This window comes from Desulfosporosinus metallidurans (genome assembly GCF_001936615.1).
GTDB lineage: Bacteria > Bacillota > Desulfitobacteriia > Desulfitobacteriales > Desulfitobacteriaceae > Desulfosporosinus > Desulfosporosinus metallidurans.
Window position 1 is genome coordinate 1 of the sequence record NZ_MLBF01000041.1, and the last position, 17166, is coordinate 17166.

The 17166-nt window shown below is 41.2% G+C and carries 15 protein-coding genes; 1 reads left to right on the forward strand and 14 read right to left on the reverse strand.

All coding sequences use genetic code 11. The features are described from left to right. Together DSOL_RS18865 and DSOL_RS18870 are read right to left on the reverse strand one after the other, a co-directional pair. A partial coding sequence (locus DSOL_RS18865; RefSeq protein WP_139314529.1) for an MBL fold metallo-hydrolase occupies positions 1-388 on the reverse strand: 388 nt, incomplete at its 3' end. Between the two features lie 339 nt (positions 389-727). Further along, a complete protein-coding gene (locus tag DSOL_RS18870) occupies positions 728-2797 on the reverse strand; it encodes a sigma 54-interacting transcriptional regulator (RefSeq protein ID WP_075366361.1) in 2070 nt (689 codons plus the stop codon). 477 nt (positions 2798-3274) lie between these two features. On the opposite strand from DSOL_RS18870, the gene DSOL_RS18875 reads away from it, so the two are divergent. Next, a complete protein-coding gene (locus DSOL_RS18875) occupies positions 3275-3991 on the forward strand; it encodes a transposase (protein ID WP_075366362.1) in 717 nt (238 codons plus the stop codon). Positions 3992-4760: 769 nt separating this feature from the next. On the opposite strand, the gene DSOL_RS18880 is transcribed toward DSOL_RS18875, so the two are convergent. The 12 genes from DSOL_RS18880 to hypA form a co-directional block, all read right to left on the reverse strand. Then, the gene (locus DSOL_RS18880) at positions 4761-6089 is read right to left on the reverse strand and encodes an amidohydrolase (RefSeq protein WP_075366363.1); all 1329 of its coding nucleotides are present in this window, start codon (positions 6087-6089) and stop codon (positions 4761-4763) included. A gap of 38 nt (positions 6090-6127) precedes the next feature. Beyond that, complete coding sequence (locus DSOL_RS18885) at positions 6128-6979, reverse strand: energy-coupling factor ABC transporter ATP-binding protein (RefSeq protein ID WP_075366364.1); 852 nt, start codon at positions 6977-6979, stop codon at positions 6128-6130. Between the two features lie 13 nt (positions 6980-6992). Continuing rightward, a complete protein-coding gene (locus DSOL_RS18890) occupies positions 6993-7835 on the reverse strand; it encodes an energy-coupling factor transporter transmembrane component T family protein (RefSeq protein WP_075366365.1) in 843 nt (280 codons plus the stop codon). After that, positions 7832-8659, reverse strand: a complete 828-nt coding sequence (locus tag DSOL_RS18895) for an energy-coupling factor ABC transporter ATP-binding protein (protein ID WP_075366366.1) — start codon at positions 8657-8659, stop codon at positions 7832-7834. The genes DSOL_RS18890 and DSOL_RS18895 overlap by 4 nt, the downstream gene beginning before the upstream one ends. A 56-nt stretch (positions 8660-8715) precedes the next feature. Next, complete coding sequence (locus tag DSOL_RS18900) at positions 8716-9336, reverse strand: hypothetical protein (RefSeq protein WP_075366367.1); 621 nt, start codon at positions 9334-9336, stop codon at positions 8716-8718. A gap of 200 nt (positions 9337-9536) precedes the next feature. Further along, the gene (locus DSOL_RS18905) at positions 9537-10301 is read right to left on the reverse strand and encodes an IclR family transcriptional regulator (RefSeq protein WP_075366368.1); all 765 of its coding nucleotides are present in this window, start codon (positions 10299-10301) and stop codon (positions 9537-9539) included. A 739-nt stretch (positions 10302-11040) separates the two neighbouring features. Next, entirely contained in the window at positions 11041-12033 is a 993-nt protein-coding gene (gene hypE, locus DSOL_RS18915; protein WP_075366370.1) for a hydrogenase expression/formation protein HypE, read from the reverse strand. A 79-nt stretch (positions 12034-12112) separates the two neighbouring features. Beyond that, positions 12113-13372 (reverse strand): hydrogenase formation protein HypD, encoded by a 1260-nt coding sequence (gene hypD / locus DSOL_RS18920; protein WP_075366371.1) that lies wholly within the window; start codon positions 13370-13372, stop codon positions 12113-12115. A 38-nt stretch (positions 13373-13410) separates the two neighbouring features. After that, positions 13411-14193 (reverse strand): ATP-binding protein, encoded by a 783-nt coding sequence (locus DSOL_RS18925; protein ID WP_075366372.1) that lies wholly within the window; start codon positions 14191-14193, stop codon positions 13411-13413. Between the two features lie 95 nt (positions 14194-14288). Beyond that, positions 14289-16196, reverse strand: a complete 1908-nt coding sequence (cooS, locus tag DSOL_RS18930) for an anaerobic carbon-monoxide dehydrogenase catalytic subunit (RefSeq protein ID WP_075366373.1) — start codon at positions 16194-16196, stop codon at positions 14289-14291. 14 nt (positions 16197-16210) lie between these two features. Continuing rightward, positions 16211-16783 carry a 4Fe-4S dicluster domain-containing protein gene (locus tag DSOL_RS18935; RefSeq protein ID WP_075366374.1) on the reverse strand — a complete coding sequence of 191 codons (573 nt, stop codon included), beginning with the start codon at positions 16781-16783 and terminating at the stop codon, positions 16211-16213. 22 nt (positions 16784-16805) lie between these two features. Next, entirely contained in the window at positions 16806-17147 is a 342-nt protein-coding gene (gene hypA, locus DSOL_RS18940) for a hydrogenase maturation nickel metallochaperone HypA (protein WP_075366404.1), read from the reverse strand. Positions 17148-17166: the final 19 nt, after the last annotated feature.

Genomic DNA, 17166 nt, shown 5'->3' on the forward strand with positions numbered 1-17166 from the left:
CCTTTTGGTGGACGTAAACATCTGCATGCTCAAATAAGTGCATATTGCCTGCATGATCAAGATGGAGATGGGATAAGACGACCGTTTTGATGTCTTCCGGTTTCGTTCCAGTCAAAGCAAGTTGTGTAGCAAAGTCTTGTGATTCTTCGAAATAGTAAGGGAAAACTCCTTGCAGCCCGGCAGGCCAGTATCCCTTCATTGCATCCGGGTGACACCCTAAATCGTATAATATTTTGCCTTGGGGATGATCAATTAAGACCGCGTAGACAGGTATCTTGATCCAATTGACTTGGGGTGTCTTATTGCCCAACGAACCGAGCACTGATTGAGCAACCATCCAGTTCTCATCACATTCCAGCCATCCATTATTTAGAACATATACTTTCATTTTCTCTTCCTCCATTTTTTTGAGATTAATTTTTCAGAGAACTCGCTTCCTTCTTAATTCGTCAGGAGTTTGGAATCACTGAACGATAAGGTGTTTGAGTTTGGAACTTAATCATGAATCGTTAATATACACCTCCTTAGGCATACAAATACTTTCGATATATTCTAGAATATTGCAATAATGATACCAAATAAAATAACCCCTCTATTGAGGGGTTATTAGGATTAATTAATAATTTAATTGTCGCAGAATTGCATTCTAAATTTTCCGAATATGGTCTTTGATTGCTTAAGTAGCTCCTTTCGCAATATTGCAACTAAGTCGCAATATTGCGATGATTTACTTTAGTAATCCATGTTTTAAAGCTTTACGATATATGGTACTTTTGTTCACTCCGAGTATTTCAGCTACTTTAGTCCATGATTTCCATTCTTCATACGTCTTAGAGATAAGATATGCTTCTGCTTGGGCAGCAGCATCTTGAAGCTGTGTACCATATTCCGGAAGTACATCTTTTCGATAAATAGTTTCTGGTAACAGATCTACGGATAACTCATCTTCATTTGTCGTAATCATTAAACGTTCAATGATATTTGACAATTCGCGAATATTTCCAGGCCACGGATAATCAGATAATACATTGAGTAGTTGAGCAGAAGCGTGGTATTTGTAATCATAGCGATTATTTAGCGTATCGACGAAATGTTTCACCAATAGCGGAATATCTTCTTTTCGATCCCGTAAAGGCGGTAGTTCAATGGGGATAACCATCAAGCGGTAGTAAAGATCTCCTCGGAAATTACCTTCTTTGACCATCTTTGGAAGGTCACGATTGGTAGCAGCGATTATTCTTACATTAACATCAAGCGGTTTTGTTCCACCTACTCTTATGATTTGTCTTTCCTGAAGCACCCTCAAGAGCTTAGACTGGAGCAGAAGCGGCATTTCAGCTACCTCATCAAGAAAAAGAGTACCGTTGTGGGCCAATTCAAAAAGACCAGGTTTTCCTTCTTTTTTCGCGCCCGTAAAGGCCCCGGAATCATACCCGAACAACTCCGATTCTAAGAGCTGTTCCGGTATTGCTGCACAATTAATCTTAATAAATGGTTTGTTTATACCTTTTCCATGTTTGTGAATTAACTTTGCTAATAATTCTTTTCCAGTGCCGGATTCCCCGGTAATTAATACTGTAGAATCGACGTTAGCTAGTTTCAGACTCAATTCTATAATCTTGCTCATACATATGCTGCGATAAATAATTCCCGTATCCTCAGCCTGTTGTGAACGTAAATGTCTTAATTCCGTTTCATACAATAATGTTTGTTCCTTCGATTTTTGGAGTTGATTTTGCAAATTATAAAGTTCTGTAACATCACGCACATTGGTAACTATACGGAATATATAACCATTTTCGTCAAATATTGGGTTTCCAGTTACCAAAACTTGTTTATTGGTCTTCTTTATAGTTTGTGTAATAGTAATGTTCTTTCTTCCTTCCATTACCAAGATAGATACCGAATGGTCAAAAATTCCTGCTTCGACTAATTCATGCATCGTTCTTCCTACGACTTCGCTAGCGGAAATTCCGGTAATTCGCTGATAGGCTTCGTTACAATTAAGAGTTAAACATTCACCATCGGTAATATATATACCGTCATATGAAGAATTTATAATAGATCCTAACTCTCTAGTAAGTTTTTTTACTGAGTCAAGTTCGCTGTGAATTGCATCCATACTCGATAAGTCCTGAAACACACAGACAGCGCCTGTAATAACATCATTCTTTTTAACAGGAGAATAGTTCGCAAGTATTGGTGTCGTATTTAGTACAATTTTTTCACCGTAGAGAGATTGTCCCGATAATAAGATCTTTGGCATTAAAGAGTTTGAAATATATTCAATTACCGGATGACCAATCAGTTGATCTACCGGGATTTCAAGAATCTCGGCAACGACACGATTGGCAAGAATTATGTTTCCACTTAGGTCAACTGCAAGTATACCATTATGGGCTGATTCAATAACAGCATACATACGGTCTTTGAGATCATCAATATCCGAACGGAAAGCACGGAGAAAATCAATATTTCTAATAATACCCTTAACCTGGTTATCACTATTTAACACCACTGCACCGTTGCTACAAATAGGCATTATTTCTAATTCAGTGTCAGACCATACACAGGGTATGTATTGAGCAAGACAACCCTTTATACTGGCGTTATGAGTTAAACCGTTTAGGACTTCTTTCAGTAAAGAGTCCTTTGAAACTATACCCACGTATTTTTCTTCTTCATCAATAACCGGGAGAAAATCTGTATCGCTCTTTTGTAAAATATCATTTGCTTCTTTAATATTACATCGTATTGGCAATGGGTTTATCTTGTGCATTATGTCAGAAGCTTTCATTTTAACCAACTCCTTTGTCATAATGAAAAAATTATCCAACCGTCCGCAAGTATTTAGACTGAATAACAATTTATTTCAACTGCACGATTCTGATAAGGCGCATCCATGTTCATTTCGCATATGTTAACATCATATCACTATATCCGCACTCCTACCATTGCCTCGTTTGGTCAGTGTTCGTATCGCTCCGCTCGGAATCAGGAGGTATAAGAGGCTCGCCGAGATTTTGTCCAAGAGCCTTTTCGATCTATTCAGCGGAAAGAAAAAAGCGCTCCCATCGGAACGCCTTTTCTTACTAATATTAACTTTTGTTAAGTACATACTTTTTTCGTGGAAGCAATAACCTTGCCAAGCAATTTCATGGTTTCGTATACAAATATTATATTCCATATTTACCATATTCTATCTGAAGCTTAGCGGCTAAAACGAACTTACCTGTGACGTTCGATAACGCGAGCGTGACCGGGTACGGTAATTTTGGTCTTTTCGAGACTTTCAAAAAAGTGGTTTGGGCTTCAGGAACTCATACAAGAGCACACTGACATCAAACGCCCTCACAATTGCCTCTACACAGCCCACGAAATCATCGATACGATGGTGGATGCCGCAGCCCTCGGACTCTTACGATTCTCGCACATGGAAGCACTCAAACAAGACCCCGGATACCAAACGATTAAAGATCACGACACCGTCCCAGATGAACGCACGTTACGCTATTTGTTGGCCAAATTAACCGAGAAATTACGCAAAGTAAACGATGCTCTTCTTTCGCTCAAAGCCGATTTGGACGGCCCTCGTAGCGTTTGGTTGGATTTTGATGACTCTGTGATTACTGTCTTCGGAAACCAAGAAGGCTCCGAAGTCGGCTATAATCCCCGTTACCATGGTCGTTCCTCTTACAAAGTCAAAGTAACCTTTGTCTCTGGGAGTGCTGAATTGTTCAATGCTGACCTCTGTGGGGGTAAAACAGCCAGTAACGGCGGATTTCTAGAATTTCTAAAAGAAACGCTGGCAAAAATTGATCCCCGTAAAACAGTGGTTGAGGGAATACGCATTGATCGTGGATTTTTCGACGAAGCCAATTTTATCTATCTTGAAGACGAGGGGTTGCAATACGTCTGCAAAGGGAAAATGACAGGGGGTATGAAGAAAATCCTTGATTACCTCAATGAGCAGACGCATCGGAGTCCTTAGGCAAGACCTATGCAACAGCGGAAATAAGGATCCCCTTGCCAGAACTCCACTAGGATATTAAAAAGCAGAAAAACAAAATAAACCTACAGTTAGCAGGTCTATTTTGGAAGCATATATTTGCCAAATTAAATTGGAAGCATAACCTTGCCACCGTGGCAAAATTATGGGTTAAGTAACACTTTCTGACTGTCCTAATCGCCTATGTATGGCGGAGGCGAACTTACAGAAAACCCCAACAGTGAAGCTGTGATATCAAACCAACTCCACTGTTAGGGTTTTGGTATCTGTAATGGATTAGTATTATTCTTGATGCCATGAATATCCTAAGAGTCCTTACTGAATCCCCCCTGCTTATGTACATCAGAAACAGGAATTCATGTGAAGCATCATATTATTTTAGAAAACATTAGAAAATTTCCTTCTCGATAGATCAATTTTGGGAGATTGCGAGCCCCGCCTGTCCTTCCTTGCAGTTTTCTTTCTCTCAACTACAAGGGTAAGACTTATATTAAGTGCCGGCAATGACCATTAATATTGGGGATTTCACCGTTGCAAAAGTGGGGAATTTTAATTTGAAACTTTGTCCATTCCATAATGCAATAAGAAGGGCGGCGGATGCTAACCTAAAATAAGTGATAAGGACTTTCCAAAGAGGTAGACATCATAGGAGCCAAAGCCATCTACTTAATAGACATCTGACGTATGATCCTATGTTATTGGTATATTGAGATATTTAAACACATTATTTACTCCACATTAACACCTTAGGTTATATCCCGGCCCGTTCCCCGATTACCTTTAACCTTTTTTTTGCCTCAAACATTATCTTCTCTTCATCCAGTGTGAGTACTTCCCTGTTTTTCATGACTAACCGCCCATTGATAACAACATCAGTAACATCGTGAGCGGTAACCGCCTCTACCAATGTTTTTAGGATATTATGAGTCGGCAAAATATGGGGCTGTTCTAAATTTATCAATGATAAATCAGCCTTTTTCCCGATGTCAATAGAACCTAGGTCACCCAACCCCACAGATTTTGCCCCGCCTTGGGTTATCATAAGGATCAGTTGTTCTGCTGTCAAAACAACCGGATCGAAGATTGGCAAACCCCAGTATGCATGGATACCAGAACGAAATACTTTCATCTCGTCAAAAAGGCTTAGACTGGAAGTTGCCGACCCATCACTTCCTAATCCCACTGTCATACCCATTTGTAGCATTCTAGGCGTCTTTGGAAAACCATGGCTATCAAAATTATTCCTCGGACAATGAACAATTTTGACTTGATGTTTATTTAGTAGTTCCAATTCTTTCTCCGATAAAGCAACACTATGGGCTGCTAATAAATTGGGTCCTAGTGCATTCAAACTCTCTAATAATTCTGCAGGACGTAATCCATAGTTTTGCAGACAGAAACTAACTTCGTCCCTGTGTTCCGCTAAATGCATATGTATCCCAGTGTTTAGCTGTCGGGCTAGCTCAGAAATCTCTTTAATAAGTGTAGGTGAACATGTCATTACCTGCCTTATACCGCACCAAATACTGATTCGCCCATCACCGGCACCGTTATATTCAGCGAATAACTCTTCAGTTCTCTTTAAGTTATCTTCAATAGTATCTTTCATACTATCCGGTATAAATGCACCCATATCCATTGTCGATCGTGCTATAAATGCTCTCATTCCAGCATCGATCGTCGCTTCAACGGCCTGTTCCATATATCTTCCACCTGCGTCGGCAAAAGACGTCGTCCCAGATTTTATCATTTCGAGACAGGCAAGTTGAGTACTCCAGTAAACGTCTTCTGGTTCAAGATTACTCTCAAAGGGTATTAAGATTCGAGCCCAAATCATCGGAAATTCATCCAAAGTTCTGCCACGTAAAAATTGCTGACATACATGGGTATGCCCATCTACCAACCCCGGTATAACCAACTTACCCTGACCATCAACAATTGTATCTCCGCTTATATCAGTCCCTGAATCTGCAATGTCCGCTATAATGCCATTAGTAATGCCTATATCTTTAGATGACTCAACCATTAAATCTGAACGTAGGCAGGAACAGTTTCGAACGATGAGATCATATTTTTTCATCTTAAATTAACTACCTCTCTTCGAAAATCTTGCTTTTTCTAACGACTTAAATTAATCAACTTTATCGCCTCTTCTACGGTTAAAGGATATGGGCGCTGACCCCATACATTATACTCCTTATCCAGAATTTCAATAACCTCAGTCACTTGTGGTACATTTAATCCTGTCTGACGAACTATTTCTGTTGAACGAAATACACACGATGGGGTTCCGTCTAGAACAATCTCACCCTTGTTCATTAGTAAAATTCTATTCGCAAATTCTGCCAACAATTCGACTTCGTGTTCAACCATGACTACAGTTATGTGTTGCTCTTCGTTAAGGCTTCTCACTGCAGCGAATACCTCTGCAGTTCCTTGTGGATCAAGATTAGATGTAGGTTCGTCCAACACTAGAATATCCGGTTGCATTGCCAGTACCGAGGCAATCGCGACTCTTTGTTGTTCGCCTCCCGAAAGAGTAAACGGGGATTTGTTTCGCAGTCCTTCTATCTTCAAAAGAGCTACTAATTCTTCCACTCTTTTTAAAATTTCAACCTTTGGTATTCCTAAATTTGCAGGACCAAAAGCTATTTCCTCCCAAACTGTATTTTGAGATAATTGTGCTTCAGGATCAGCAAATACCATTCCCACAAATTTGGCTAACTCTACAGTCTTTACTTCCTGAGTCTTGTAACCTTTAACTATGATTTCTCCATCGAGCTGGCCGCTGTAAGAGTGGGGAATCAAACCACTTATGGCTCGGCAAATGGTACTTTTACCAGAGGAATTAGGACCTACGATACCAACGAATTCTCCTTCTTCCACTTCTAAGCTGACTTTTCTAAGCGCTGGGACATCGTTCTCTAAATAAGTATATGAAACGTTTTTAAATTCTATGGCTTTATTCATAGAACCTTACCTCCTATGTCCATAGCACATTGGTCCAGCTATGAAGATTATTTATCCAATTGAAATTACCAAGTTTAATCCGAATAATTACCGCGATAACCACTATCAAAACTGATAAAATTATTGAGACTATATCTTTAAGCCCAAAAGAAGTATCCAATAAGGAAGTTGGATTTTTACTGATACCAAATGCCCTTGCTTCCAAAGCCATCGCAGTTGTCTCCATTCGTTCCATTGAACTTACTGCCAGAGGTACAAAAAGCGGTATTAAACCCTTGATTTTGTCCAAAATGTTTCGTTCTACCAAGCCTCTGGACCTCTGTGCGGCAATAATTATTTGGCTTTCTCTAGCACTTATCGGTATTAGTTGAAGGGACATCAGAATCATAAAACCTATTTTATGCGATAGACCGAGCTTTTCTAAACCACGAACAAGGTCAGACGGATGAGAAGTTGAAACATATAATAAGCCTATCAGCGCGACGGCCATAACCCGAAATCCAGAAGTTAAACCAAAATAAGCTCCTTCAAGTGTAAACGGGCCGAAATAAGGTAACGAAATAACATGCCCCAAAAATAAAGCTGGTGTTTTCCCTAAGGGATTGGCAAATCCATGAATGATCGTAAAAGAAATCACCATTAAGATAAACATTTTTGTTAGGGTATTAGTAATCGCATATCTTCCTGTAGCGATTATATTTATGCTTAAACTAACTAATAAAAGGCAAAATGGGAAAACGGGATTGAAGAACAGGAACGCTAGGACCAAGCCGCATATTAACCATACTAATTTGCTGCGGCTGTCAAACTTGTGTATAACTGATTTTCCTGGTCGATATAACGTTGGAGAATTCATGAAACCATCCCTTCCGTAACGAGCAACTTCGCCATTTTTGGGGGATCTAAATCATTTTGTTTATCGTTAGCAATTGCAAGGCGTTGAGCCAAAGAAAAAACTTGCGGTGGGTGTAAATGAGCCTTTTGCATGACTTTAGTATTAGTAAAAAGCTTTGCTGGGCTACCGTCTTGAATAATCTCACCTTTAGCCATAACGATTACCCTTGTAGCAAACTTAGCTACAAAATTCATATCATGGGTAATAACAATGTAAGTGTGCCCCGCATTGGCTAACTTTTGAAGCAACATCCCGACTTTTTCCTTTCCTAGATGATCCTGACCGGTTGTCGGCTCATCTAGGATTAACAGTTGAGGCCGCATTGCGTAAACTGAGGCCAATGCAATAAGCTTACGGACTCCACTACTGAAAGATAAAGGTTGGCGTTCCCTATCTTTTGATAGGTCAAAATAATCCATTGTCTCCACAATTCTTTTGGTTAATTCATTACCTTTAAGGCCTATATTTTTTAACCCGAATTTAATTTCCTCTTGAACAGACCTACTAAATAACTGATAAGAAGGGTTTTGAAAGACATAACCAATAAAACTCGATAATTCACCTGTCGAAGTATTACATATATCCCTACCGTTAACTAGAACCTGCCCACAAGTGGGCCGAAGAAGGCCATTAAAATGTTTGGATAATGTTGTTTTACCACTGCCATTTTGCCCGACAATTGCAATCTTTTCACCTTCCTCGATACAAAGGTCAATCGATTTAAGTGCTTGTGTCCCATCGGTATAAGTATGATTTAGTTGTATTGTTTCAATGATTTTAGCCATAGTTCTCCTTCCTAGGAAGATGGGAGAAATAGTTTCTCCCCGTTAGTCCCTGTTCCTTAACTAGCAATTTTATTGTCCTTTGTTTTGCCGAAAGGTGTAAGTATCTGATATTGGACTGGTAATGCTCTGAGGATTGCCACATCTATAGCCAACAATATTCCCTTATCAACCCATGATGTCAGCATTTGAGAGATAAAAAGTCCCTTGAATATCGACCCAGTCGATTTGATAAATACAGCCGATAGTATATCGATTGCTGAACCCGAAAAACCGCCATAGATATAGGCATAAACGAAAGCACTAACTACTGACATAAAAGGGACCATGACAAATAATGTTAAAAGGAGTCCCAGCCAACTACGAGTAATACTATATCGTGCAGCATATCCGACGATAAGAGCACAAACGACACCAACTGGAAAGATAAAGATCATCATTGGGTTTAAAGTTATTGCACGAACGATTGCAGACAAAATAGCAACAAGTGCACCATACCATGGTCCGGCAATCAATGAAACAAGAATTGTACCACCGGTATCTAAAAATAGAGGAATTCCTACAGCCTGACGAATTGCTGTACCGGCAAAATTAAGAGCTACCGCGGTCGGAACTAGTGCTGCTAAATAAGTTGGATTAACTTTGGGAAAGTCTACTTTCTTAAGGGTAAGTAAACTCACGATAAATGACCTCCTTAAAATAATTTAATTATCACAAGTTGCTACCGAACGCCAACTTATTATGCTGTGCCAAGATGTTTGCTAGCGCAGGGCTTTTCTCATATATGTCGTATAACCTTGACTCGAAATGGACAAACAGAAGCGTTCACATGCCAAATCGCCTCCTTTCTGCGGTATTAACCCCACCGTGTGTTCTAAACTTAAACGCCTAACCACCCAAGACGACGTGATACCTGATCGCCCGTTTCGCAACACAAAGTAATATATTGGTTTAATTTTGGCTCAATGCGAAATTGTGGACCGACAATAGCAAGTGTTCCAATAACTGTATTTGTGTAATCACGAAGGGGTACTGAAACTCCTACCGAGCCTTCGTCCATCTCCCCATAAGTTAAGCTATAACCAATCTGCCGAATTTCTTCGATTTGCTTCTTTAATATGTTTGGATCTGTAGGAGTCTGTTTAGTGAACTGAATTAACCCCGAATTAATTACCAAGTCAGTACTTTCCTGGGGCATATGAGCTAACAGAAGCTTGGTATACCCAGCATTTAATGGAACCCTTTTCCCCACCCGTGAGGTACACTTAAGTCCTTCGGAGCTCTCAATCTTTTCAATACAAATCCCCGTTAATCCATCGACGATTGCTAAAAGAACGGTTTCTCCCGTTTCTTTAAATAATTTTTCCATAAAAGGTCGAGCCTCAGTACGAAGATCCATACTCTCATTTACGACCATTCCAAGTTCTAATAGTTTTACTCCCAGACGGTACTTTTTAGTTACAACGTTTTGGTTGACGAAACTATTGCTGTGTAGAGTATAAAGCATTCTGTGAACAACACTTTTGTGTAAACCGAGTTCTTCAGCCAGTTCCGTGATACCCCATTCCGGTTTGTCAACAGTAAAAAGGCTCAGTAAATTCAATGTCCGTTGAACTGTTTCTAAACCTTTATTAGCTTCTTTCATGTTACCTCCTTTGTTCCGCATATAGGAACAATGTTCTTATATGCAATATATTCTACAAGTTAATATGAAATTCCTTCTTCCAGTAAAAAAATCTGCCAAATTTGGCAGAGTGTTGTTTCCTATTGCAATTCCCAAGTTTTTAACATCGATGAAGAATTCTCCGTTACGCAACCAGATTTTCGGCCTAAAAAAGAGACAAAAAACTGCAAAAATCCGCATGAACACTACGTTTTTGGTATAATTAAGATGTCAATCCAAATCAACCAAAAATGAGGTGTTATCATGCGGAAACCTATCAAAGAAATTGAAAACGTGCTCCAAAATCATGGTTATTCGATTAACAAATGACCAGATGAACCTTTTTTCCTATATATTATGATAACCTCTTTATCACCGCTTGTTAGCAAGATATATCCGGATATCTTCTATTAGCTAATTCATACTCAGGCATTCTGCGATATACAGCCAATTTCCTGCTCTAGGCAAAAAAAGCGGGGAAACCTTACGAAAACTGTTTCAGAACTTTCATAAATATGTTACTGAGAAGAATGAAATACTGGATCAGCACTTGTCGTTAGCAGCCTAAACAGCGCAACGGTCAACTGTATAATCTTGTAAAATGCCTATCGATAGGTAGTTAGTTTGCTATTCTCTTTTTACAGCTTAGTTACATTGCCCCCAAAACAGGATCCGCCTCCCCTATTTGCCCAAGGAAATTTGTTTTCGAATCTACTCTTTCTCAACAAATACGGGGAAGGTGTTCCCCTTCAAGCATGCCAACAATCCGTTTTCCCCCGAGAGGGGTTTCTAATAGAACGAGCCCAAACTTTCCTTCTTGAACTTGCCCGATACGAGCAGCATTGCGCCCCAGTGGGTGTGCTTGCATGTTCAGGAGAACTTCCTCCGCCACTTCCGGGGCCACGATGACCAATACTTTTCCTTCGTTCGCTAAGTATAGGGGCTCCAGACCCAACATCTCACAAGCACCTTCTACGCTAGGAGAAAGTGGAAATTGTTCTTCTACTAAGAGCATACTTACTCCAGCCTGCCCAGCCAATTCATTGAGTGTTGTCGCTACACCTCCACGGGTAGGGTCTCTCATGCATTTGACTCCTGGCAAATAAAAGGCGTCGATAAGTCCATTTAAAGGCGCACAATCGCTCACAACCGGGGTTTGAAATTCAAGCCCTTCTCGCTCAGATAAAATCGTAATCCCATGATCCCCAATCGTTCCAGTAATGAGGATCTCATCACCTGGCCGAATCTGCTCTGGACCTACTAAACGATCTGTAATATACCCAATCCCAGTCGTATTTATGAAAATTTTGTCCGCACTCCCGCGTTCCACAACTTTCGTATCCCCACAGACAATCGCGACGCCTGCTTCGGTGGCTGTCTCAGCAATACTCTCAATAACTCGTTCCAACTCATCCATGGGTAAGCCTTCTTCTAAAATAAGTGCGAGCGTTAAAAACTTGGGGATCGCTCCACTAACAGCTAGGTCGTTGACCGTACCACATACTGCAAGCTTGCCGATATTCCCTCCGCGAAAAAACAAAGGTGAAACCACGAAAGAATCAGTTGTGACTGCCAATTGCTCTCTACCTGGCAATAAAGAAGCATCATTCATCTGATCGAGGTAAGGATTTCCTAAGTATTTTTGGAAAAGAGTACGAACTAATTCATGACTAAGCCGCCCACCGCTTCCATGGGCCAACATAATGCGTTCCATTAACCCACACTCCTTTGTGCGTATTGATGATAAGCTGCACAAGACCCTTGAATTTATAGGACTTCTCTCTAACCTTTTGTTACCTAGGATAACTAGCATATCGTATTTTGCAGGCACCTTCTGTAGTAGTCATACAGGGACCTTTAGGTTTTTCCGGTGTACACTCCTTATCAAAATAAGGACAATCTTTTGGTTGCTTTTCTCCTCGTAAAACTTCAGCACAGCAGCAAGTTTCCTCTGTTTCAGGCACAACTTGAGACTTTTGTAGACCAAACTTACTTTCTGCATTAAACTTTTCATAAATATTCTTTAAAACCAGACGGGACTCCGGCAATGTTGGCAGACCCCGCCAGGGAGCATTTTCCGCTTGGAAAACTTGAGCCAGTATCTGTTTGGCGGTTGGGTTTCCAGTATTCCTTACTACCCTGGAATACTGGTTTTCTAATGAACTGGCATTTTCGCGTAACTGACATACTACCTTTAGCACCGCTTCTATGACATCTATGGGTTCAAAGCCGGTAATAATCAAAGGTAATCGATATTTTTCAAAGATTTTTTCAAAGGGTTCGGAACCTGTAACCATGGCTACGTTTCCGGGACAAATTACAGCATCAATACTACTCGTACTCAGTACATATTCCATCGCCGGTAGAGTTAGTCTATGGGACGAAATAATTGAGAAATTGGTCATATCGGTTGCTTCCATGATCGCAGCACCCGTACTGGGTGCGGTGGTTTCAAATCCAACAGCAAAGTGAACTACTTGTTGTTTTACTTGCCTAGCTAATTGCAAGGCCTGATTTATATCACTGACCAATCTAATGTTGGCACCCTCTGCTCTCCATTGTTCTAATGAACCCCGGGGTGTGGGGATAGTTAACATATCACCATAAACAGTTAGAATTACATCATACTTTTGACACACATCCATAGCCAAGTAAATTTCACTAATGGGCGTAACACAAACGGGACAACCTGGCCCGCTCACCAAATTAATATTGTCCGGTAACAATCCTCGTAAACCAAATTGAGTGATAGTATGCTCATGAGACCCACAAAAATTCATAATCCGTATCGGACGTCCCTGTAGCTCAATGCATTTTGTTGCAATGGCGTCCAGCAATTGTCTTGCGTAGGCATCCGTGGCAACTGTATTCCGATAGTAACCAGGCAAGTCTTTCAAGATTTCCGTAGCGAATCCGGCATGTACCACCACATAATGTCCAACTTCCACTTTGGGAACCAGGACAATGGAGGTCTCCTTCATGGCACCGCGAAAACTACATAGCGCTCTTGTCCCTTTAATCTCCATCACTTGGCCAATCGCTGCAACACACACCTTTAGTCACCTACTTTATAAAATCAGAACATTTATTATTAACTTGTTGCTCTCAAATTTTGGATTAATTTATCTCTAATGTAGCCAACTTCTTGCACCACAGGTCCACCCAAATCAAAAGCGGAAACCCCTAACACATCTGACTCAGCTATCTCCTTACTCTTCGACATAATACCTAATACAGTTAGTTCGGGGATATTTTCTTTAATAAATTTCACATCAGAATCTCCGGTAACCTTATTACCCACTACAAACACCTGTCGGATACCCAAATCTTTGGCTAATTGTTGAATGTGCTTAGCTGTCTGGATACTCCTTAAACCAGGTTCCACCACCACAATTAAGGCCTCAACCATGCCGGCTGTTCCTCTACCTAAATGTTCTATGCCCGCCTCCATGTCCATGATTACTACTTCTTCTCTTTGCACAAGCAGGTGTTGCATCAAGCGTTTGAGTATAGTATGCTCCGGACAAACACAACCCGTTCCCCCTTGTTCAACAGTACCCATGACCAAGAGCCGAACACCTTCATGTTCTACCCAAAACATCTCGGGGATGTCATCCACTTTTGGGTTTAAGATAAATAGTGAGCCGTATCCGTCCTCGGCACCTGTTCGTTCTTTAGCTAGCTCTTTCATTTTAGAAACAGGTGTTATTTCTTTGAAGATATTCTCTGGGATACCGATGGAAGAAGCTAGATTAGCATCGGGATCAGCATCAATGGCTAAAACCCGATATCCGGATGAAGCAAACTGCCGAGCCAAAATCCCCGCCAATGTTGTTTTACCTACGCCACCCTTACCCGTAATCGCGATTTTCATGCTATATACCCAATCTCTTCCTCATTTAATTTCTTCCTGAAATATCTTGCTTCACAGATTAAGATTTATACTCTTACGATGCCTTCTTTTCTAGATTAAATGTTTAAACCCTTACGTTTTTCCTCAATGACAGACAGTAATTTTTCTGCAGCCTTTTCCGGGTCTGTCTCTACCAGGAAGTATCCGCCCACAAGGTCTTTCAGTTTATCAGTGAGAATTTCCGTTACCACTTTTGACCCGGTTACTTGGGGGATAGTACCTAAATGAGTCGTTAATCCTAAAGAAACTGCACAGGTTCCGATAGCCATTGCTTTTTCTGACATTGTCTCCGGTGCTGATACTACTAGCGGCAATTTGTTCAGGTCGACTCCCAGCTTTTGGGCCACGGCCACAGCGACGGAAATGGCCCGTGTATTATCAACACAGGATCCCATATGCAATACTAGCGGTAACGGACCATTGAGCCCATTCGCTTCCCCTATGGCAGTTAGAACTGCTTTCAAACCTTCGCCGGCATACTTTAGCGTAGCCTCCTGAGTCATCAGGCCATGTTTGGAGAAAGCACCGGCACCACAACCGGTTGCTAATAACAGAACATTATTAGCCGCCAACCGTTTGGCTATTTCTATGAAGTTTTGGTCCTGCACCACATTGGTACTATTACAACCAGCGAACAGGGCAATCCCCTGAATATTTCCATTCACAATGTTGTCCAGTAACGGTTTTAAGGGGTCTTCAGGGTTAAGCTTGCTTAATGCACCAATGATAGCCTCAGCACTAAAGCCGACTACCGCTGTCTCCTTGTATTGAGGAATGTTAATTCGTTTTGGATCTCTACGTTGGTAGGCTTCTATGGCAAGTTCCAAAATCTGCTTAGCTGCATCCATGGCCTTCTCTTCGGTAAATTCCACATGAGTGGCGCCAGGAATTTTGGTGGTGGGCATGGTAGTGATTAATTCAGTGTGGAAACACTCTTTGATTACTCCCAAGGAGGGCATGATACATTGGACATCCACCACCATAGCATCCAGGGCCCCTGTTAAAATCGGCATCTCCTGAGAGAGATAATTAGTAGCCAGAGGTACTCCGTGCCTCATCATCACCTCAGTACCCGTACAACAAATACCTACAATGTTAAACCCTTCAGCGGCCCCAGCCTTTTTAGCGGCATCATTTAGTAATAGTGCAGCATCACAGACTATCTCACTGAGCAGGGGATTATGACCGTGTACCGCGATGTTAATAGCATTTTCTTTGATAACTCCCAAATTGGCTGAGGTTACCGACGGTTGAGGTGTACCAAATAAGACATCCGATAATTCGGTTGACAAATACATTCCGGTATAATCCGCCAGGGCACCTTTTAAACCTCCCAATAGGATATTAACCGGATCAGCATCACAACCCACATGGGTTCTGCTCATAATCTCTGCTACAGCGGCATCGATATTATGGGGCATGACACCGAGATTACTTAACTTTTCGGCACGTTCTTTGGTCATGGTAGACACTGCCCACTGACAAGGCACTTTGGCGTTTTGCCGTGAGAAGTCATCTAAGCTAACTGTAGCCACTTCCTTAGCTATTTGTTGCAAGTTCTTACCATCGGTTTTGATACCGAGACGTTTAGCCACTTGCTGTAATTTGGCTTCATCCTTTATTTTGTAGGCCGATGCATGCCCCTCGCCTACTTCAAATAGAGCCATGGCAATATGACGGCCATGATCGGAGTGTGATGCCGCTCCGGCTGCTATACCTCTGATCAGATTGCGCGCCACAATGGTATGTGCATCTGCTCCACATACTCCCCGCTGGGGACCATTACCGAAGGGATCTACCCGGCAGGGGCCTTTCCAACAAATCCTGCAGCACACACCTAGCTTTCCAAAACCGCACTGGGGTTGTTGAGCTTTAAATCTATCCCAAACCGTTTGTATATTATTTTTTTCTGCAACAGGTAAAAGTTGTTGAACTGCTCTATCAATTGAAAATTTAAAGTTCATAAATTTTCTCCTCCTTACGTCCTAATTGACCCGATAGCCCTTGATTTGGCTATTTCTTGAACTCTAGCTGCTAAAACCATTTGCCGGTAACTTTCATAATCCACTAAGGCCAGAGCCTGTGTAGGGCAAGCTTGCACGCAGGCACAGGCCTCTTCGGTAACTTTTTCATGCCGACTGAAGCAAAGATCACATTTCAGGGCTCTAGCCTTGTTAGTTCTTTTTCCTTCAGTTTTTTGTACCGTTTCAGTTGTCATTACTATAGATCCAAAAGGACAAACCATAGCACATATTTTGCATCCTACACAATTTTCACGATTTAGCTTAACTAAACCATCTTCCTGGCACAACGCACCGACAGGACAAACATGGGCACAGGGAGCATCATCGCATTGGCGACACTGGATGGGTACCACGGTAGCTTCGACCTGTACTACAATGTTTCTGGGCTTCAATTGCATTTGTTTGGCTACTGCTGTCTCTAAATCACAACCGGCATAGGCCAAGGCACAGGCAATTTCACAACTCTTGCAGCCCAGACATTTATTAGGGTCAGCGTAAATAAAATTATTTTCTTTTAGATTTGCCATTAGGCGCCACCTCCTTTAAAGCTCATTCCGCTAACAAACTGTCAATATAAAACTCCTTCCCGGAAATCACCTCCACCGCATTGTCACTACACTCGGGGCAGATAAATCTATAATTTTTTACTTTGAAAGTATGTCCACACTGCCGGCACTTGCCGCGCAGAGGTACTCTTTCAAAAATCAGCTGTGCTCCTTCAGCAATAGTATCTTTGGCAAAGACCTCAAAACAGGCAGATAAAGTCATTTCTTCTACTGCCTTCATTTCCCCAATCACCAACTTCACCTGACTGATTTTTTCTAACTTTAATTCCTTGATTTTAATATTTATAATTTGAAAAATACTATCTACGAGAGCTAATTCATGCACAATCAATCGCTCCCTTCAG